The sequence below is a fragment of the Allobosea sp. NPDC003192 genome (genome assembly GCF_050275675.1).
GTDB lineage: Bacteria > Pseudomonadota > Alphaproteobacteria > Rhizobiales > Beijerinckiaceae > Allobosea.
Map to the genome: position 1 here is coordinate 180,519 of NZ_JBNNPK010000011.1, position 17,597 is coordinate 198,115.

At 66.2% G+C, this 17,597-nt stretch carries 15 protein-coding genes; 5 read left to right on the forward strand and 10 right to left on the reverse strand.

Translation table 11 applies throughout. The features are described 5' to 3' along the window. Nucleotides 1-91 precede the first annotated feature (91 nt). The gene (locus ACQKLX_RS16690) at nt 92-1,945 is read left to right on the forward strand and encodes a potassium transporter Kup (protein ID WP_427362712.1); all 1,854 of its coding nucleotides are present in this window, start codon (nt 92-94) and stop codon (nt 1,943-1,945) included. Between the two features lie 171 nt (nt 1,946-2,116). Here ACQKLX_RS16690 and ACQKLX_RS16695 read toward each other — a convergent pair whose 3' ends face one another. Beyond that, nucleotides 2,117-3,349: an argininosuccinate synthase gene (locus ACQKLX_RS16695; RefSeq protein WP_427362693.1), complete on the reverse strand. Its 1,233-nt coding sequence runs from the start codon at nt 3,347-3,349 to the stop codon at nt 2,117-2,119. 255 nt (nt 3,350-3,604) lie between these two features. Between ACQKLX_RS16695 and ACQKLX_RS16700 the strand changes: the two genes are divergently transcribed. Continuing rightward, a complete protein-coding gene (locus ACQKLX_RS16700; RefSeq protein WP_427362694.1) occupies nt 3,605-4,213 on the forward strand; it encodes a 2-hydroxychromene-2-carboxylate isomerase in 609 nt (202 codons plus the stop codon). On the opposite strand, the gene ACQKLX_RS16705 is transcribed toward ACQKLX_RS16700, so the two are convergent. The 5 genes from ACQKLX_RS16705 to ACQKLX_RS16725 all read right to left on the reverse strand — a co-directional run bounded on the left by ACQKLX_RS16705 (nt 4,210) and on the right by ACQKLX_RS16725 (nt 9,827). Continuing rightward, nucleotides 4,210-5,280: a M48 family metallopeptidase gene (locus ACQKLX_RS16705; RefSeq protein ID WP_427362695.1), complete on the reverse strand. Its 1,071-nt coding sequence runs from the start codon at nt 5,278-5,280 to the stop codon at nt 4,210-4,212. The genes ACQKLX_RS16700 and ACQKLX_RS16705 overlap by 4 nt on opposite strands. 34 nt (nt 5,281-5,314) lie before the next feature. Further along, entirely contained in the window at nt 5,315-5,872 is a 558-nt protein-coding gene (locus ACQKLX_RS16710) for a LemA family protein (protein WP_427362696.1), read from the reverse strand. A gap of 114 nt (nt 5,873-5,986) precedes the next feature. Then, a complete protein-coding gene (locus tag ACQKLX_RS16715) occupies nt 5,987-7,228 on the reverse strand; it encodes an MFS transporter (RefSeq protein WP_427362697.1) in 1,242 nt (413 codons plus the stop codon). Continuing rightward, entirely contained in the window at nt 7,225-7,596 is a 372-nt protein-coding gene (locus ACQKLX_RS16720) for a hypothetical protein (protein WP_427362698.1), read from the reverse strand. Before ACQKLX_RS16720 ends, ACQKLX_RS16715 begins: the two co-directional genes overlap by 4 nt. Then, entirely contained in the window at nt 7,596-9,827 is a 2,232-nt protein-coding gene (locus ACQKLX_RS16725; RefSeq protein WP_427362699.1) for a TonB-dependent receptor, read from the reverse strand. Before ACQKLX_RS16725 ends, ACQKLX_RS16720 begins: the two co-directional genes overlap by 1 nt. Before the next feature lie 281 nt (nt 9,828-10,108). Between ACQKLX_RS16725 and ACQKLX_RS16730 the strand changes: the two genes are divergently transcribed. Next, entirely contained in the window at nt 10,109-11,080 is a 972-nt protein-coding gene (locus tag ACQKLX_RS16730) for a helix-turn-helix transcriptional regulator (protein WP_427362700.1), read from the forward strand. A gap of 6 nt (nt 11,081-11,086) precedes the next feature. Here ACQKLX_RS16730 and maiA read toward each other — a convergent pair whose 3' ends face one another. The 3 genes from maiA to ACQKLX_RS16745 are packed head-to-tail and all read right to left on the reverse strand — an operon-like array spanning nt 11,087 to nt 13,710. After that, the gene (gene maiA, locus ACQKLX_RS16735; protein WP_427362701.1) at nt 11,087-11,722 is read right to left on the reverse strand and encodes a maleylacetoacetate isomerase; all 636 of its coding nucleotides are present in this window, start codon (nt 11,720-11,722) and stop codon (nt 11,087-11,089) included. Between the two features lie 36 nt (nt 11,723-11,758). Next, the gene (locus ACQKLX_RS16740; RefSeq protein ID WP_427362702.1) at nt 11,759-13,471 is read right to left on the reverse strand and encodes a cytochrome c biogenesis protein DipZ; all 1,713 of its coding nucleotides are present in this window, start codon (nt 13,469-13,471) and stop codon (nt 11,759-11,761) included. 26 nt (nt 13,472-13,497) lie between these two features. After that, complete coding sequence (locus ACQKLX_RS16745) at nt 13,498-13,710, reverse strand: hypothetical protein (protein WP_427362703.1); 213 nt, start codon at nt 13,708-13,710, stop codon at nt 13,498-13,500. 135 nt (nt 13,711-13,845) lie between these two features. Between ACQKLX_RS16745 and ACQKLX_RS16750 the strand changes: the two genes are divergently transcribed. Beyond that, a complete protein-coding gene (locus ACQKLX_RS16750) occupies nt 13,846-14,331 on the forward strand; it encodes a MarR family winged helix-turn-helix transcriptional regulator (RefSeq protein WP_427362704.1) in 486 nt (161 codons plus the stop codon). A 12-nt stretch (nt 14,332-14,343) separates the two neighbouring features. On the opposite strand, the gene ACQKLX_RS16755 is transcribed toward ACQKLX_RS16750, so the two are convergent. After that, nucleotides 14,344-15,351 (reverse strand): LLM class flavin-dependent oxidoreductase, encoded by a 1,008-nt coding sequence (locus tag ACQKLX_RS16755; protein ID WP_427362705.1) that lies wholly within the window; start codon nt 15,349-15,351, stop codon nt 14,344-14,346. 394 nt (nt 15,352-15,745) lie between these two features. On the opposite strand from ACQKLX_RS16755, the gene rpsA reads away from it, so the two are divergent. Then, the gene (rpsA, locus tag ACQKLX_RS16760) at nt 15,746-17,452 is read left to right on the forward strand and encodes a 30S ribosomal protein S1 (RefSeq protein ID WP_427362706.1); all 1,707 of its coding nucleotides are present in this window, start codon (nt 15,746-15,748) and stop codon (nt 17,450-17,452) included. Nucleotides 17,453-17,597: the final 145 nt, after the last annotated feature.

The following is a 17,597-nucleotide window of genomic DNA, read 5'->3' on the forward strand; positions in this document are numbered from 1 at the left end:
CAAGACAAGGGGAGGACGGCGCATGACCCAGGGGGTTCTGTCACAGGGCAGCTCGCCGTCCCATGGCGAGCATCATGGCTCCATTCCGGCCTTGTCGCTCGGCGCCTTGGGCGTCGTCTATGGCGATATCGGCACCAGCCCGCTCTATGCGCTGAAGGAGGCGGCTCGCGCCGCGAGCGCCGGAGGGAGCCTGCAGCCCGGGGCTGTGGTCGGTTGCGTCTCGATGATCCTGTGGGCGCTGATCCTGATCATCGCGATAAAATATGCCGTCCTGATCCTCAGGGCCGACAATCGCGGTGAGGGCGGCATCATGGCGATGCTCGCCCTACTCAAGGCCCGCCACGCCAAGCCCGGTACGCCGCGCGCCTATGTGCTCGTCATCGGGCTCGTCGGCGCCGCGCTGCTCTACGGGGATGGCGCGATCACGCCGGCGATCTCGGTGCTGAGCGCGATCGAGGGCCTCAAGGTCGACGCGCCGTTCCTGGCGCCGGCGATCGTGCCGTTGACCGCTGCGATCCTGATCGGCGTCTTCCTCGTGCAGAGCAAGGGTACGGGCTTCATCGGCAAGCTGTTCGGGCCGATCATGCTCCTGTGGTTCGTCTCGCTCGCGCTGCTCGGCATCCGGGGCATCCTGATGGCGCCGGAGATCCTGTCCGCCATCAGCCCGTTCAACGCGCTCTACTTCATCACCCATACCGCGCCGGTGGTCGGATTCGCTGTTCTCGGCGCAACTTTCCTGGCCGTGACCGGCGGCGAGGCGATGTATGCGGATATGGGGCATTTCGGCCCGCTGCCGATCCGCATCGCCTGGCTGACGGTAGTGCTTCCCGCGCTGATGCTCAACTATTTTGGCCAGGGCGGCCTGCTGCTGACGCATCCCGAGGCGCTCGAGAACCCATTCTATCAGCTCGCCCCGGACTGGGCGCATTATCCGATGGTCTTCTTCGCGACGGCGGCTGCCGTTATCGCCTCGCAGGCGGTGATCACCGGCGCCTTCTCGCTGACCCGGCAGGCGGTGCAGCTCGGCCTGTTCCCGGCCGTCCATATCCAGCACACGGCCGATGACCAGAAGGGCCAGATCTACATCCCGATCGTCAACTGGCTGATCTGCCTCGCGACCCTGACCTCGGTCTTCACCTTCCGCTCATCCGATGCGCTGGCCGGCGCCTACGGCATCGCTGTCTCGCTGTTGATGGCCATCACCACCGGGCTGGCGGCGCTGATCGCGCTGAAATGGGGTTACAATCCGATCCTCGTCGTGGCGGTCAATGGCTTCTTCCTTCTGATCGATCTCGTCTTCTTCTCGGCGAACCTGCCGAAGCTGCACGAGGGCGGCTGGTATCCGCTGGTTCTGGCGCTGGCGCTGACCGTGATCATGCTGACCTGGCGGCGCGGCCTTGCTCTGGTCGAAGCCGCGCGAGCGCGCCAGCGGGAGCCGGAGAAGGCGTTCCTCGACATGCTGGCGACGAATCCGCCGCTGCGCCTGCCGGGGACCGCTGCCTTCCTGGCCTCGGCGGCGCGCGGGCTGCCGCTCTCGCTGACGCATTTCGTCCGTCACAACCACGCTCTGCACGAGCGCGTTCTGCTCGTGACCGGAAAGCTCGAGGAAATCCCGCGCGTCTCGGATGAAAGCCGGATCGAGCTGGTCGAGCTCGCGCCCAGCGTCACGCGCGTGATCATCCATTTCGGCTTCATGGAGACGCCGCGCATCCCTGATGGCTTGCGCTGCGGCGTCGAACGCGGCCTTCTGCCCGGCGTCGATCTCGACGGAATGTCCTACTATATCGGTCGCGAGACCGTCATTCCCCGCGAGGAGATCGCCGGGATGGCGATGTGGCGCGAAGCGCTCTTCGCCTTCATGCAGCGCAATGCCGAACGTTCGGCTGCGCATTTCCACATCCCAGCCAAGCAGGTGGTGGAGGTCGGCGTCGAGATCGAGATCTGATTGCTGGCGCCGCGGTTTCTCCGGTCATGAAAAAGCGCTGCTCATCCCGGGCGACCGAAGGGAGACCCGGGATCCATTCCTGAACCTCTATCGGAAAGGCTCGGGCATGGATTCCGCATCTTCGTTTCGCTCCGTCCGGGATGACCAGCGATCTTATTCTATCGGGTGATATCAGAGACCCAGCTTCTTCTTGCGCTGGCCGAGCGTGCGCAGGCGCAGCGCGTTGAGCTTGATGAAGCCGGCGGCGTCACGGTGATCATAGGCGACGGCGCCTTCTTCGAAGGTGACGAGGTCCTGGTCGTAGAGCGAATAGGGGCTGGAGCGGCCGATGACGTGGACGCCGCCCTTGTAGAGCTTGAGCCGTACCTGACCGGCGACGAACTCCTGGCTCTTGTCGATCAGCGCCTGCAGCATCTCGCGCTCCGGCGAGAACCAGAAGCCGTTATAGATCAACTCGGCATATTGCGGCATGAGCTGGTCCTTGAGATGGGCGGCGCCGCGGTCGAGCGTGATCGACTCGATGGCACGGTGCGCCACGGCCAGGATCGTGCCGCCGGGGGTCTCGTACATGCCGCGGCTCTTCATGCCGACGAAGCGGTTCTCGACCAGGTCGAGCCGGCCGATGCCGTTGTCGCGGCCGAGCTCGTTGAGCTTGGCGAGGAGCTTGGCGGGCGAGAGCTGCACGCCGTCGATCGCCACCGCATCGCCCTTGGCGAAGTCGATCGAGATCACAGTCGGCTTGTCCGGCGCTTCCTCGGGCGAGATCGTGCGCGAATAGACATAATCGGGCACTTCCTGGGCCGGGTCCTCCAGCACCTTCCCTTCCGAGGAGGCGTGCAGCAGGTTGGCGTCGACCGAGAACGGCGCCTCGCCGCGCTTGTCCTTGGCGATCGGGATCTGGTGCTGCTCGGCGAAGGCGATCAGCTGCTCGCGCGAGCGCAGGTCCCATTCGCGCCAGGGGGCGATCACCTGGACGTCGGGCTTCAGCGCGTAGGCGGTCAGTTCGAAGCGGACCTGGTCGTTGCCCTTGCCGGTGGCGCCATGGGAGATCGCGTCGGCGCCGACGCGCTCGGCGATCTCGATCAGCTTCTTGCCGATCAGCGGGCGGGCGATCGAGGTTCCCAGCAGATAGACGCCTTCATAGGCGGCATTGGCCCGGAACATCGGGAAGACATAGTCGCGAACGAATTCTTCGCGCAGGTCTTCGATATGGATGTTCTCCGGCTTGATGCCGAGCAGCAGCGCCTTCTGGCGGGCCGGCTCCAGTTCCTCGCCCTGGCCGAGATCGGCGGTGAAGGTCACGACCTCGCAATTATAGGTGGTCTGCAGCCACTTCAGGATGATCGAGGTGTCGAGCCCGCCGGAATAGGCGAGCACGACCTTGTTCACGCGCTTGTCGGCCATGGACTGGTCTTCCTGCAATGGCGGCACGAGGGCTCGCGCCGGATGTAGAGAATGCGGCTTAGCCGGCCGCATTTCGGACGTAACCGGGCACTATCGCAGGGCTAGGGGCGACGCAATCGGAACCTTCTGATCGATTGTTCGTCGTCATGTGATGGGTTGCCGTCGAACGTGCTTTTGCGGCTTCCGGCTTACGGGTCGATTCGCGGGGGCGGAGAGTCGATCCAGTTTTCTAAGCTGCTCCCGCGTGGAGGTTTGATGCCGAATCGTCCTGTCCTGGATTTCTGGTACGAGTTCGCATCGACCTATTCCTGCCTAAGCGCCCTGCGGATCGAAGGACTCGCCGAGGCGGCTGGTGTCGAGCTGCGTTGGCGGCCGTTCCTCCTCGGGCCGATCTTCGCCGCTCAGGGCTGGACCAGTTCGCCATTCAACCTCTATCCGAACAAGGGCCGCTATATGTGGCGCGACGTGGCGCGCCGCGCCGCCCGCAACGGGCTCACCATCACGCGTCCCGAGACCTTCCCGCAGAACTCCCTCGTCGCGGCGCGGCTCGCGCTCACGGGGCGCGAGGCTGGCTGGCTGCCGGCTTTTTCAAGGGCGCTGTTCCGCGCGCAGTTCTGCGAGGGGCGCAACATCGCAGAGGAGGCCGTGCTGAACGCGGCCCTGCGCGAAGCCGGGGCCGATCCGGTCAGCGTCTTTCCCGCCTCGCGTAGCGAGGAGGTCAAGGGCCGGCTGAAGGCGGAGACCGAGCTCGCCAAATCGCTCGGCATCTTCGGCGCGCCGACCTTCGTTACCGGCGATGGCGAATTGTTCTGGGGCGACGACCGGCTCGAGGAAGCGCTCGCCTGGGCAAAGGACGGGCGCTAGCCACCTGTCGGTGGAGCCGGGCGCGACCACGGCCCATGCGTCGCAGAGGTCTGGGCGATCTCGGGCAGGGGCTGGCGCTCGGTGATCTTCGGCGGGCCGGGCGGCGCTTCCGGCGGCAGGCGCCCGCCGGCGGTTTGCACCAGCGCTTGCACCCGCTTGGTGACGGAAGGGTGGGTCGAGAACAGGTCGGCAAAATCGTCGGGGTCGTTCTCGAAGCACATGTCCATCACGCCGGACGGAACATCGTCGATATCGGCTCGTCCCGAGATCTTCAGCAGCGCCGAGATCATTGCGTCCGGGTTCTTGGTCAGCTCCACCGCCCCGGCATCGGCGAGGTATTCTCTCGCCCGCGACAGCGACAGCCGGATCAGCACGGCAAGCAGCCAGGCGACGGCGATCACCGCAAAGCCGAGGATGATCGCAAAACCACTGCCCTTCTTGTCGCCGTCCGAGGAAATCCGCACTCGGCCGAGATTGCGGAACAGCACCTCGCCGACGAAGGAGATGATGCCGGCGATCACCACCGCGATCACCATCAGCCGGACGTCGCCATTGCGGATATGGGTCAGCTCATGCGCGATGACAGCCTCGATCTCGGCATCGTTGAGCTGCTCGATCAGCCCGGTGGTCAATGTCACCGTGAACTGCTTGTCGTTGACGCCGCTGGCGAAAGCGTTGAGCGCGTCGCTCTGGATGATGGCGAGCTTCGGCGTCACCATGCCGCGCGAGATGCAGAGATTCTCCAGCATCCGGTAGAGCTTGGGCTGAGCCTCGCGCGTCACGCCCTCGGCGCCCGAGACCGCCTCGATCAGCTTCACATTGATCCTGAAGCCGATGAAGACCCAGGCGCCGGTGGCGAGCGTGATGAAGGGCAGCCACGACCAGAAGCGCTGGTTGACGAAGCTCATCACCGTGCGCCCGCGCGGCACGCCGACATAGCCGTAGCCGACCAGCATCACGCCCCAGACGGTGAGATAGACCATCAGGAAGAGCCCGATGATCAGGGCGATCGACCGGGTCCGGTTGTTGCGCTGATGGGTGTAGAGCCCGAAGGCTTCCCCCGGCATCGCCGCAGCTCCGCTATGACGCCTTGCGAGGCGCTCAGAACTTCACGGTCGGCGCGACTTCGATCTGCTTGCGCGTCTCCTCGCCGACGTCGAAGAACTCGCGCGGGCTGAAGCCCATTTGCGGCGCGAAGAACACGGCCGGGAAAGCCTGTATCGCGGCGTTGAACTCGCTGACCGCATTGTTGAAGAAGCGCCGCGCCGCCGCCAGCTTGTCCTCGACATTGCCGAGGTCCTGCTGGAGCTGCTGGAAGTTTGCGCTCGCCTTCAGGTCCGGATAGGCCTCGCCCAGCGCCAGCAGGCGGCCGACCGCGCCGGTGAGCTGCTGCTCGGCCACGGCCTGGTCGTGCGGTCCGGCGGCAGCCTGCGCCTGGTTGCGCGCCTTGATCACCGCGTCGAAGGTTTCCTTCTCGTGGCTGGCATAGCCCTTCACGGTCTCGACCAAGTTCGGGATCAGGTCGTGGCGCTGCTTCAATTGCACGTCGATGTCGGCGAAGGCCTGGTTGACGCGCTGGCGCATCGCGACGAGGCCGTTATAGGTCATGATCAGCCAGACCACGACGACGACGATCAGTCCAAGGACGACCCAACCCATGGTGTTCTCCTTCGGCTTAGGCGATCTTGCGGCACAGGCGATCTCGCCGGCAACCTTGCATGAAGGGCGACGCTAGGGAAGCTGTCGCCGCTTGCAGCGAGTGCTTTGCGCCGGTCAGGCCGGCTTTCCGACGCTGCTGCGTGCGATCATCCTGATCGTGGCGATCACCGCGACCGCCGAGATCGCGGTGGCTAGCGAAAACAATACGCCATAGCCCAGCGTATCGGCGAGCTTGCCGGCCAGCATCGAGCCGGCGAGATAGACCAGCAATTGCGCGCAGGCGAGGATGGTGAAGTCGGTGCCCGGCTGGTCCGAGGTCGTCACCGCCATGAACAGCGAATAGAGCGCGACGATCTCCATATAGCGGATCAGCGTCTGGAAGCCGGCCGCGCCGAAGAGCGGCCAGGCGCCGACGACGGCCCCCAGCGCATGGCAGGCGAAGAGCAGGAAGCAGAGCGTGCGCGCCGCTCCAAGCAAAGCAAGAACGAAAGCGATGCCCCGCCGCTTGACCAGCCAGGCAGCGATCGCCGAGCCGGCGAGGCCAGCCGTCGTCGCCGATATCCCGGAGAGATAGCCGATCTGGTTGAGCGGCACGCCGGCATCGACGAGGTACGAACCCTCCATCGCCTTCACCAGCCCTTCGCTCGCCCGGTAGATCAGCGCGATCCAGAGGATCTGGCGCGCCTCCGGCCGGCGCAGGAAGGCACGGATCGAGGGGCGCTTTGCTTTCTCGGCCGGCGTCGGATCGCCCTCGCGCATCATCGCCGCCGCAACGAGCGGCAGCAGCGAGATCGCGGCGATGGTGACCAGCATGCCGGTCCAGCCGATGTAATGGTGCAGGACGAGGCCGAGCGTGCCGCCGATGACGACGCCGAAGGCGATCGAGCCGCCCTGGATGGCATTGCCGATAGCCCGGTCGGCCTCCGGCAGGTATTTCGCGGCATAGCCGTCGGTGGCGATGTCTTGCGTCGAGATCAGCAGAGAGGCGACAAAGCCGATCGCGATGATCCTGCTAACGTCGAGCGGCCCGACCGCGATCAACGCCAGGATGCACAGGATCGTGCCGGTCTGGGTGAGGAAGACCCAGCCGGCCCTGTGCGCCCGCGCGAACGGCCTGATCCGGTCGATCCAGGGCGCCCAGACGAATTTGATCACCAGCGGCAAGAGCAGGATGCTCATGTAACCGATGGCGGTGCGCGAGACGCCGGCCTCGCGCATGATCGGCGGCAGCGCTGCGACGAAGAGATAGGACGGGATCGCCTGCGCGAGGTAGAGCCCGCCGAGCACCGCGAAGAGCCGGTAGCGCGCCGTATTGCTGGCCGGTGTCGTGCCGATCGCCGCTTCGCTCGCGCTCATGCCGCTCTCCGGTGCTTCAGCAGGAAGGCGCGGGCTGCGGCCTCGTCGCTCTCCAGGCTGATCGGGAAGGGCCAGAGCCGGCGGAAGACATCGGCCATCGCCTCGGTCGCGCCGGGGCGCACGATCGCGCAGGCGCCGCAGAGTGCGCCGAACTGCGCGCGCGTCCGCTTGAACCAGATCGCCTGCTCGCGCTCGCCCGCCTGCGAGAGCTTGCGGCCACCGCCGAACACGGTGAGCAGCAGGAACGGCTCCTCGCGCCGGCCGAGCTTGGCGAGCGCGTCGAGATAGGCGCGCTCGTCATTGTCGGCATAGGGCGGCGCGAAGCGCAGCGTCACGATGCCGTCGGCGTCGCTGTCGAGGCTGACCATCAGAAGGTCTTGCGGAAGCCGAGCGTCACGGTGCGGCCCCAGGCATAATTGGCGAGGTTGCGCACCGAGGTCGCGGTTGGGTTCTGATAATTGCGGTCGAACAGGTTGTTGACCGCGACATAGGCCTCGCCTTCCAGCACCGGGGCGGTGAAGGCGACGTTCATCGTTGCCGCGCCCTTCAGCCTGTTGCGGGTGCCGCGCAGGTCGGTCGCGACGTCGCGATCGGAGAAGGCCTCGCCCTCGACGCGCAGCTGCATGCCGTTGGTGAAGCGATAGCTGCCATAGAGCATGCCGCGATAGGGCGAGCCGATCCGGTTGTTCGGCAGGGCGCTGTCGAGCTTGCGGTCGCCATTGGTGTCGTAGCGGCCTTCGCGATAGGCCAGCACGGTGCCCAGCGTGAACTGCTCGGTGACGGCGACGTCTCCGGTCGCCTCGACGCCCCAGATCCGCTCCTTCTGCTGCGAGATCGTGTTGCTCGCCTGGTCGAAGGTCACGCCCTTGCCGGAGGTGCTGATGAAGCCGGTCAGCGAGCCCTTGAAGATGCCGTGGCTGCCGCGGATGCCGAGCTCGTAGCTGTTCACGATTTGCGCCTCGGGCGCGATCGTGCTGTAGCTGACGCTCCGCCGGTTCGCGGGCAGGCAGTTCGGGGTCGCGACCGGGCAAGCGAAGGCGGTCGAGATGCCGGCCCGCCGGGTGAAGGCGCCGACATCAGGCAGCGCGAAACCCTGCGAGAAGCCGCCGAAGATCTCGCTGCTCTCGGAGAGCTTGACCGTCGCGCCGAGATTGCCGGTCCAGGCGAGGTAATCGAACTTGCCGCCGGTGACGTTGAGCGCCGGCAGCACGAAGCTCTGGAAGCCCTGCCTATTGTTCGCAGCGACCGCCGCATAGGCGGCCGGGCGGAAATAATCGCTGACATCAAGCGAGAAATACTCGTAGCGCAGGCCGCCGCGCAGGGTGATGCGTTCGCCGATCGGGATCTGCAATTGGCCGAAGGCGGCCGTGGTGGCCTGCTTCAGCGGCGTGAACACGTCCTGGCCGTTGGTCAGGGTCTGCCAGGTCTTCTCCTGGATGAGGTCGCCGCCCCAGGTGAACTTGGCGCCGGGCAGGATGCGGTCGAGCGGGGTGTCGATCGTCAGGTTCACGCCGCCGCGCTGCGAATAGAGCGTGGTCTGGTTGTCCGGGCTCGTCGGTGAGGCCGGGTTGAAGGAGTAGTAGACTTGGCTGTTGTAGGGGTAGGAGAAGACCGAATAATTGAAGCGCTTCTTGATGTCGTTGTAGTAGCCGAGCACGCTCAGCTTGCCGAGGGCGAAGTCGCTGTCGCTATAGCGCAGCGAGACCGACTTGGTGTCCTCGATGACGTTCTGGCCGGTATAGAGTTGCGTCCGGTCCGGCCGGGCGAAGGGCGCGGCGTAGTTGGTCAGGTATTTCGGGTCCTGGTCGAAGGCGATCAGCGAGCCCTGCAATTCGATGCGCTTGCTGGCGTCGAAATTGTAGCCGAGCTTGGCCAAGAGATTGCCGGCCTTGTAGCGGTCGCCGCCGCCCTGGCCGAGCAGGCCGTCGGAGGGCAGTTCGCGCCCCTTGCCGTCATAGGTGCGGCCGGCGCCGCGGCCGCTGCCGGAGATCAAATAGTCGAATCCGTCAGGGATCTTGCCGGAGACGGTGATCGAGGCTTCCGGCGCCAGCGAGCGGCCGAGAGCCTGGGTGAAGCCGCGTACGGCGGTGTTGACCGTCACCCGCGGCTTGCCATCCGCCGGGGTCTTGGTGATGAAGTTGACCGTGCCGCCGGTCGCGCCAGCGCCGTAGAGGCTGGAGGCGCCGGCGACCACCTCGATGCGCTCGACCGTGTTGAGGTCGATCAGCGAGAGGATGCGCGAGACGTCCCGCAGCGGCGTGTTCATCGGCACGCCGTCGATCAGCACCAGCAGGTCGCGGCCGCGATAATTCTCCGAGGCACTCGACACCGTCTGCGTCGACATCGAATAGCCCGGTACCAGCTTGCCGAGCGCCACCGCGGCGTTCGGGCTGAACTTGAGCTGCTCCTCGATCTGCGCCCGGTCGAGCACCTGGATCGATTGCGGCGTCTCGGCCGTGCTGCGCTCGGTGCGCGCCGCCGTGACGGTGATCGTGTCGAGATCGATAACGTTCGGCTGGGACGGTGACGACTGCGCCGCTGCGGCCGAGGCGCAAAGCAGAGCCGGCAGGCTGATGGCGAGGGAAGCGCGCTTGCTCATGAAGACACCTGTCGTCGGCGGCTCGGGGCGATGCCAGAATGCGAGAGCATCGCCCGACATCACTCGATCTGAAGTTGTGGTGCCGTTTCGATCTTAGTTTAGAACTAGAATAAACTAGTTATATTCATTGATCATCACGGCGAGAGGGGGTCTATGCGTTGTGTTCTTACGATCTCTAAAGTTATATCGAGAACATCATCTTGGACTTGCGCGAACGCGCTATGGGACAAATGCGAACTCCGATGCGCGACAAGGCGGCTGTGGCCGCGATGCCACGGTCCGTGAACGCCACGGCCAGCGAGACCGAGAGCTTCGCGCCGTTCTGGCTGGTGTCGGGCGAGGCTGCGCCCGAGGAAGTCCAGGCGATGGCGAACAAGGTTTTCGGACATTTGCCTGATGGCGATGACATCCGCGCCGAGGCTGCCTTGCCTTTCGCCGCCCGCAGCATGCTGACGACACGGCCCGATATCGGGCTGATGTCCTGCTTTTCTCCGGCGACGCCGTGGATCTGGCCGGCGCGCCAGAGCGGGCAGGAGCCGCGCTATATCCTCGTCCGCCCTTCCGATGGCCGCTGCGTGATCGAGCAGGCGGGCCGCCGTATCTCACTGCGGGCTCGCGATGCCGCTGTTGTCGATCTCGCGCAGGAGACGCGCTTCACGCTCGTCGAACTCGGCCGCATCGACCTGATCGCGCTCGATCCAGCGCGCCTGCCGGCCTTGACGCAACTCGCCTCAGACGAACTGATGCAGGCGGTCCCGCGCGGCAATCGCGGCCTGCAGGTGCTGGCGCATTACGGCGCGCTATTGCTGCGCGGCCTGTTCCCACTGAACTCGGCGCCGTTGCGCGACCTCGCCATCGGCCATGTCCACGACCTGATCGGCGTGATGCTGGCCGATCGCAGCGCTCCGCCGGTGACCGCGACGCCGCGGCGCGGCGGTCGGCTCGCCGCGATCAAGGCCGATATCGAGACCAGGCTGGAGCGGCGCGAACTCTCGATCGACATGATCGCCGGGCTCTATGGCGTGACACCGCGCGCCATCCAGAAGGCGTTCGGCGCGGAAGGACGCACCTTCTCGGATTATGTGCTGGAGCGAAGACTGGAGCGCGCCTGGCTCAAACTGATGTCGGCCGAAGACGACGCCATCACGATCAGCGGCGTCGCCTTCGAGGTCGGCTTCGGCGACCTCTCCTATTTCAATCGCAGCTTCCGCAAGCGCTTCGGCCGTTCGCCCTCGCAGGTCAGAGCGGGCTGATACCCGCTATTTGGGCGAGACCGGCGCATTCTCGGCGAAGGCCGGAATGGCGCGGCAATGGCCGGCGATCTCGGCGATGTTGGGCCATTGCGCGATATCGAGCCCGACGCGGGTAGCTCCGACGGCCTGTGGGAACAGCACGATATCGGCGATGGAGGGCCGGCCGCCGACGACGAAGCGGCCCGTGCGTCGTCTTGCGATCAGGGCTTCGACCGCGGTGAGCCCTTCGCTGACCCAGTGCCGATTCCAGCTGGCGACCTCCTCGGGCCCGACGCCGGGAATGCTCCTGAGGCGGGCGCTGACGCGCGGCGGCAGCAGCGCGTGGATCTCGGCTGCGATGGCGAGCGCGACCGAGCGCGCGAAGGCCCGTTGTTCCGGTTCCGTAGGCAGCAGCGGCGGCTCCGGAGCGATCTGGTCGAGATAGTCGATGATCGCCAATGACTGCGTGATCAGCCAGCCATTGTCGGTGAGCAGTGCCGGGACCAGCCCCTGCGGGTTGAGTGCGCGATACTCCGGTGTCCGGCTAGTGGCGTCGTCGCCGAAGATGGTGACGCGTTTTTGCTCGACCTTGAGGCCCTTCAGGGCGAGCGCGATGCGCACCCGCGCGGTCGCGGACGAGATTTCGTTGAGATAGAGCTTCATGGTTTCCTCTCGCTCTTTTCTGGCGAATAGCGTTGGTCAGCCGAAGGTGAAGGCGTAGGCGCGGGCGCCGGGATCGAGGAGCTCGATGGTGAAGTTGCGGGGCTTCACCGGCCCGTCCTGGCGGACCAGCTGGTAGAGCCGCTCGTCGCCGATCGTGCCGTAGCCCTCGGCGTCGATGTCGGCGCCATGGGCGCTGCCGGGCGCCGCGCCGTCGATGGTGACGCGGAAGCGGACCGGCGGGCTGCCGGGCAAGCGGCCCATCACCAGATGCAGGTCGCGGGCATGGAAGCGGTGGTTGATCCGCCCGCCGGCCTGCTGCGACGCCGCGAACTCGCCGGCGACGGTCCAGTTGCCCGACAGGCTCCATTGGTTGAGGCGCGGGGAGGTGGCGGCTTCGTAGTTGGCCGGTGCATCCGCCCTGATGCCGCCGGGCGAAGCGAAACCATTCGTACGGGCATGGCCTAGATAGGTCTCGGGCGAGCGCAGATTGGCGAAGTCGGGTGCTCCCTGCGCGCCTTCGCCCGAGACCTTGGCGATGCCGGACTCGACCTTGCCGCCGGCCTCGGCGAGCAGCGACTGGATCACCTTTTCGGAGGCGGCGTAGTCGCCCTCGCCGAATTCGTGATGCCGGGTGCGGCCCTGTGCATCGATGAAGTAGCGGGCGGGCCAGGCTCGGTTGCTGAAGGCGCGCCAGACCGCATAGTCGTTGTCGATCACGACCGGATAGCTCACGCCGAGCGCCGCGGCCGCCTTGCGCACATTGTTCGGATCCTTCTCGAAGGCGAATTCCGGCGTATGCACGCCGATCACGACGAGGCCTTGGTCCCGGTATTTCTCGGCCCAGGCCCGGACGTAAGGCAGCGAGCGCAGGCAATTGATGCAGGAATAGGTCCAGAAATTCACCAGCACGACCTTGCCGCGCACAGCTTCGGCGGTGAGCGGCTCGCGGTCGAGCCATTGCCTGGCGCCGAAGAGGGGCTTGGCGGCCGGTTGCGCCTGTGCGGTGGCGACGAGGCTTGGCGCGGCTGGCATGGCGATCTCGAGGAGGCGCTGCTCGATGGCGGCGGTGGTCGGTGCCGACAGGCGGGTGAGGACGCTGGTATCGAAGCCGAAGGCGATCGCGACGGCGCTCGCGATCACCGCGACACCGAGGCCGCGCCTCACGGGTTCGAGCAGGGCGGCGGAATGCCGGGCCCGCGCCAGCAGTCGGTTGCCCAGCAGCAGCACGGCGGCGAGCGCGGTGGCCGCGCCGGCGGCATAGGCGAAGAGCAGGAGCGCAGTGTTGAGGCTCGGCCCGCTGAGGGCCGCGCCGGCCAGGATCAGTCCCAGCACCGGCCCGGCGCAGGGCGTCCAGAGCAGGCCTGTGGCGACCCCGAGCAAAGCGGAGGAGGCCGGCCGCAGATCGGTGCGGCCATCCGCTCCCGCCACGCGCGTCAGCTTCTCGCCGAGCGCGGTGAACGGCGCGGCGAGGTGTGCCGCCAACGCCGGGAACAACAGGGCCAGCCCGAACAGGGCGACGAGGCCGAGCGCGACGGTGCGGCCATGGCTGTTGAGCGCGATCGCCCAGTTGCCGGCGACTGCGGCGAGGCTTGCGACGCCTGCGAACGCCAGCGCCATGCCGAGCAGCATCGGCAAGGTGCCGGTCCGGAAAGGCTGGCCGGCGCGGGTCAGCACGAAGGGCAGGACCGGCAGGATGCAGGGGCTGGCGATGGTCAGGACGCCGGCGAGATAGGCGAGGGCGAAGTTCACGGATGCGTCTCCTCGACAGGCGATCGTCAAGAACGGGCTGCGCCGCGCCGTGGCGGCGGGTTCGATGACAGGATCGGGGCGGAGCCGTAGCTGCGCGGGCCGGTGAAGGCGCTGCAGGCCATGGCGAAGCTCGTCGCTGCCGCAAGCATCGCTGCCAGAAGCAGGCGACGCGGAGCCGGAATAGCTTCGGCCAGAGCCGGTGCGAGCGCCTTGGCGGCCGAGGGGCCTGAGTAGGTCATGGCCTGCTCCATCAGTTTATTGCTGAGCGATTAGATCGCTCGACAAATAAAAGAGTGCGAGGTGTCAATCAATCGCTTGAAAATAAATCGTGCGTCAAATATCTGTGAGCGATCCTTTGCCGGGAGGCGTGCGTGATGGGCGATTCAGGACAGGCGGATCAGCAGGCCGGCCTCGACAGGCTGCCAGGCCTCGACGAGTTCCTCTGCTTTGCGGTCTATTCGACCAATCTCGCCTTCAATCGCGTCTACAAGCCCCTGCTCGACGAGCTCGGACTGACCTATCCGCAGTACATCGCGCTGGTCGCTCTCTATGAGGAAGCTGACCAGACCGTAGGTGGGCTCGGCGACAAGCTCTTCCTCGATTCCAGTACGCTGACCCCGCTGCTCAAGCGCTTGGAGGCGATGGGCGCAGTGACGCGCCAACGCGACCCGCAGGACGAACGGCAGGTTCGCCTCAACCTGACGGCACAGGGCCGCGCGCTGCGCGAGCGGGGCAGGGCGGTCCGGGTCAGCATGCAGCGTGCGACGGGCCTGGCTCCCGAGGAGCAGCGCCACTTACGCGAGGCGATGGTGCGGCTGCGGGGAAATCTCACCGCAGCCGAACATGAACGCCGTTCCTGAGCGGTTACGTGTTCAGGCGGCGACGGCCGCCAGGCCGAGCGCCGGCTGGATCTCGGCCAGGAGCTCGTAGGAGCGCTTGCGGGCGGCATGGTCGAAGATCGCCGAGGCGACGATCAGCTCGTCCGCCTTGGTCTTCTCGATGAAGGCCTGCAATTGCGCCCGCACGCTCTCGCGCGAGCCGACGAAGGAGCAGGCCAGCATGCGCTGCGCCTGCGCCTTCTCCGGACCGGACCAGTAGGTGTCGATATCGTCGATCGGCTTCGGCAGGAGGCCGCGGCGGTTGCGCAGCATGTCGGTGAAGCGCTGCTGCACCGAGGTGAAGAGGCGCTGCGCCTCGCTGTCGGTCTCGGCGACGATGACGTTGCAGCCGACCATGGCATAGGGCTTGTCGAGCTGGGCGGAAGGCTGGAAGCGTTCGCGATAGACGGCGAGCGCATCCATCAGCGCATCCGGCGAGAAATGCGAGGCGAAGGCATAGGGTAGCCCGAGCACGGCGGCGAGCTGCGAGCCGAACAGGCTGGAGCCGAGAATCCAGAGCGGGACATTGGTGTTGGTGCCCGGTACCGCCTGGATCACCTGGTCCGGCTGCAATGGCCCGAGCAGCGCCTGCAATTCGAGCACGTCCTGCGGGAAGCGCTCGGAGGCGTCGGCCTCGCGCCGCAGCGCCCGCCAGGTGCGCTGGTCGGTGCCGGGCGCGCGCCCGAGCCCGAGGTCGATGCGGCCGGGATAGAGCGTCTCCAGCGTGCCGAACTGTTCGGCGATCACGATCGGCGAATGGTTCGGCAGCATGATCCCGCCGGCGCCGACGCGGATCGTCCTGGTGCCTTCGGCGACATAGCCGATCGCGACCGAGGTCGCGGCGCTGGCGATGCCGGTCATGTTGTGGTGCTCGGCCAGCCAGAAGCGGGTGTAGCCGAGCTTTTCGGCATGGCGGGCGAGGTCGCGGCTGTTGTGGAGGGCGTCGGCCGCGGTAGAGCCCTCGGCAATGAAGGCGAGGTCGAGAATGGAAAGCGGGAACATCAGGCTTTTCCCTTGCATCGCTCCGGTTTGGCGCCGGGCTTCGCCGTGAAAGATCGGCAGCCTTCCAAGGGCTCGCAAGGCCGACCTGCGCATGTGCGACCAGCGCCTCACGCCGCAATCCGCTTGCGGAGCGGCGCAATAATCGCTAGGTCAGCCTCGTCCGAAGGGCCGTGATCGATCACAGCCGGGGGCGGCCGACATGGCCGGCTCCCGTTTCGTGTTTGGAAAACGGTCAGCCGGATGCGGATCGGCCCCTGCGGCCAGGCGCCGCCGTCCACGGGATGGCACGCTCCACGAGTGGAGCACCGCGCGGATCGATCCGGAGCGCAACACCAACCCAATCGGCGCCATGCCGGACCTCCGCGGGATACGCGGCCGGCGTTCAGGAGCACATATGTCAGCTGTCGAAAGCTATAGCGCGGGTCGCGAGGATTTCGCCGCCCTGCTCGAGGAATCGTTCACCCGGAACGAGGCCCTCGAAGGTACCGTCATCAAGGGCAAGGTCGTTGCCATTGAGAAGGACATGGCGATCATCGACGTCGGTCTGAAGACCGAAGGTCGCGTCGCCCTCAAGGAATTCACCGGCCCGGGCCGGGATGAGGAGCTCAAGGTCGGCGACGAGGTCGAGGTCTATCTCGACCGGATCGAGAACGCGCTCGGCGAAGCCGTCATCTCGCGCGACAAGGCCCGCCGCGAAGAGAGCTGGGTCAAGCTCGAGAAAGCGTTCGAGGCCCGCGAGAAGGTCATGGGCAACATCTTCAACACGGTGAAGGGTGGCTACACCGTCGATCTCGACGGCGCCGTCGCCTTCCTGCCGCGTTCGCAGGTGGACATCCGCCCGATCCGCGACGTCGGCCCGCTGATGGGTCAGCCGCAGCCCTTCGAGATCCTCAAGATGGATCGTCGCCGCGGCAACATCGTCGTCTCGCGCCGCACCGTCCTCGAAGAGACCCGCGCCGAGGCTCGTTCCGAGCTCGTTGCCTCGCTCGAAGAGGGCCAGGTCATCGACGGCGTCGTCAAGAACATCACCGAGTATGGTGCGTTCGTCGACCTCGGCGGCATTGACGGCCTGCTGCACGTGACCGACATGGCCTGGCGCCGCGTCAACCATCCGTCCGAGGTCGTGACCATCGGCCAGACGGTCAAGGTCAAGATCATCAAGATCAACCAGGAGACGCACCGCATCTCGCTGGGCATCAAGCAGCTGCTGGCCGATCCGTGGGATGGCATCGCCGCCCGCTATCCGGTCGGTACCCGCCTGAAGGGCCGCGTCACCAACATCACGGACTACGGCGCGTTCGTCGAAGTGGAGCCGGGCATCGAAGGCCTGATCCACGTCTCCGAGATGTCCTGGACCAAGAAGAACGTCCACCCCGGCAAGATCGTCTCGACCTCGCAGGAAGTCGACGTCGCGATCCTCGAGGTCGATCAGGTCAAGCGCCGCATCTCGCTCGGCCTCAAGCAGACCCTCCGCAATCCGTGGGAGGTCTTCGCCGAGCAGCACCCGAGCGGTTCGGTGGTCGAGGGCGAGGTCAAGAACAAGACCGAGTTCGGTCTGTTCCTCGGCCTGGAAGGCGACATCGACGGCATGATCCATCTGTCGGACCTGGACTGGAACCGTCCGGGCGAGCAGGTGATCGAGGAGTACAAGAAGGGCGACATGCTCCAGGCGGTCGTCCTCGATGTCGACGTCGAGAAGGAGCGCATCTCGCTCGGCCTGAAGCAGCTCGGCGGCGATCCCTTCGTGGATGCCGGCGAGTTCAAGAAGGGCCAGGTCGTGACCTGCGAGATCATCGACGTCAAGGAAGGCGGTCTCGACGTCAAGATCGCCGGCACGGACATGACCACCTTCATCAAGCGCGCCGAAATCGCGCGTGATCGTGCCGAGCAGCGCCCCGAGCGTTTCGCGGCCGGCGAGAAGGTCGACGCCCGCGTCATCCTCTTCGACAAGAAGGCCCGCAAGATCCAGGTCTCGATCAAGGCCCTGGAAGTGGCCGAGGAGCGCGAGGCGATGGCCCAGTACGGCTCGGCCGACTCGGGTGCTTCGCTTGGCGACATCCTCGGCGCCGCCCTCAAGAAGGCGACGACCGACAAGAAGTGATCTTCAGGCCGCGTCTAGAGCATGGCGCGAAAAAGTGGGTACCGGTTTTTCGCTCGCGGCGATCCGGCATCTCAAGGTCAGCTCGGCCGAGCGTGAGGGCCAGCAGGACCGGGTCCGCAAGCTGCGCGGCCAGCTCGACCAGGCC

Excerpts from the sequence above, each read along its gene's own strand:
- ACQKLX_RS16695 (WP_427362693.1), bottom strand. The coding sequence starts at position 3,349 with ATGGCCGACAAGCGCGTGAACAAGGTCGTGCTCGCCTATTCCGGCGGG.
- ACQKLX_RS16700 (WP_427362694.1), top strand. The coding sequence starts at position 3,605 with ATGCCGAATCGTCCTGTCCTGGATTTCTGGTACGAGTTCGCATCGACC.
- ACQKLX_RS16705 (WP_427362695.1), bottom strand. The coding sequence starts at position 5,280 with ATGCCGGGGGAAGCCTTCGGGCTCTACACCCATCAGCGCAACAACCGG.
- ACQKLX_RS16710 (WP_427362696.1), bottom strand. The coding sequence starts at position 5,872 with ATGGGTTGGGTCGTCCTTGGACTGATCGTCGTCGTCGTGGTCTGGCTG.
- ACQKLX_RS16715 (WP_427362697.1), bottom strand. The coding sequence starts at position 7,228 with ATGAGCGCGAGCGAAGCGGCGATCGGCACGACACCGGCCAGCAATACG.
- ACQKLX_RS16720 (WP_427362698.1), bottom strand. The coding sequence starts at position 7,596 with ATGGTCAGCCTCGACAGCGACGCCGACGGCATCGTGACGCTGCGCTTC.
- ACQKLX_RS16725 (WP_427362699.1), bottom strand. The coding sequence starts at position 9,827 with ATGAGCAAGCGCGCTTCCCTCGCCATCAGCCTGCCGGCTCTGCTTTGC.
- maiA (WP_427362701.1), bottom strand. The coding sequence starts at position 11,722 with ATGAAGCTCTATCTCAACGAAATCTCGTCCGCGACCGCGCGGGTGCGC.
- ACQKLX_RS16745 (WP_427362703.1), bottom strand. The coding sequence starts at position 13,710 with ATGACCTACTCAGGCCCCTCGGCCGCCAAGGCGCTCGCACCGGCTCTG.
- ACQKLX_RS16750 (WP_427362704.1), top strand. The coding sequence starts at position 13,846 with ATGGGCGATTCAGGACAGGCGGATCAGCAGGCCGGCCTCGACAGGCTG.
- ACQKLX_RS16755 (WP_427362705.1), bottom strand. The coding sequence starts at position 15,351 with ATGTTCCCGCTTTCCATTCTCGACCTCGCCTTCATTGCCGAGGGCTCT.
- rpsA (WP_427362706.1), top strand. The coding sequence starts at position 15,746 with ATGTCAGCTGTCGAAAGCTATAGCGCGGGTCGCGAGGATTTCGCCGCC.